Source organism: Bradyrhizobium sp. 33ap4 (genome assembly GCF_032654765.1).
Lineage (GTDB): Bacteria > Pseudomonadota > Alphaproteobacteria > Rhizobiales > Xanthobacteraceae > Bradyrhizobium > Bradyrhizobium australafricanum.
This window is the reverse complement of sequence record NZ_JAUMTJ010000193.1, coordinates 1-942: the sequence shown is the minus strand read 5'-3', so window position 1 is coordinate 942 and position 942 is coordinate 1. Positions and strand designations below refer to the sequence as shown.

1 protein-coding gene is annotated in these 942 nt (G+C 55.7%); it reads right to left on the bottom strand.

Annotated features, from left to right (window positions below):
• Nucleotides 1-306 precede the first annotated feature (306 nt).
• Nucleotides 307-942 (bottom strand): DDE-type integrase/transposase/recombinase (locus Q2M23_RS43655; protein ID WP_316399532.1); only part of this gene is annotated, 636 nt, incomplete at its 5' end.

The window sequence follows — 942 nt, the reverse complement described above, 5'->3', positions numbered from 1 at the left end:
TGCAACTCCTTGGCTCACAAGTCGGAGGCCAAGCGGTCTTAGGAAGACAAAACTGTACTGCAACTCCTTGGCTCACAGAACGACATGGCTACGATCCGACTTAGGTGGAGCGGAGGTGCCTTCGGGTACAACTTCGTAGTCCAGTTCTCCTATGCGCCGAAGGACTTTGTATGGCCCGAAGTACCGTTTAAGTAGTTTTTCGCTTAGACCTCGTCGTCGAATTGGGGTCCATACCCACACCAAGTCTCCCGGGTTGAAGTGTTCGTCTCGTCGGCGTAGGTTGTATCTTCTCGTATCGATACGTTGTTACTGTCCGATGCGTAGTCTGGCGAGCTGCCGGGCTTCTTCGGCTCGTTGCGTAAAGTCCAGTGTGTCGCTTTCCTCGTCATTGGGCTCGTGGGGTAGCATCGCGTCCAGCATTGTTGATGCGTCACGCCCGTGTACGAGGCGGAACGGCGTAAATCCGGTTGTTTCTTGCACTGCCGTGTTGTAGGCGAAGGTGACGTACGGGAGTATTTCGTCCCATGTCCTGTGCTCTACGTCGATGTACATCGAAATCATGTCGGCGAGGGTCTTGTTGAGGCGCTCGGTGAGGCCGTTCGTTTGCGGGTGGTAAGCCGTCGTCCGGCGGTGAACGGTGTGACTGAGTCGGAGGATTTCTTGGGTGAGCCTGCTTGTGAACGCCGTTCCTCTGTCGGTAATTATGGTCTTGGGGGCTCCGTGCCGAAGTACAATGCTTTCAATGAAGAACTTCGCCACTTCGGCAGCAGTCCCTTGGGGCAGGGCTTTTGTCTCGGCGTATCGTGTCAGGTAGTCGGTGGCGACGATTATCCAGCGATTGCCCGAAGACGACCGAGAGAAGGGTCCGAGTAGGTCCATCCCCATCTGTTCAAACGGAGTCGATGGCTGCGTGATGGGCTGAAGGAACCCGAGTGAAGTCGG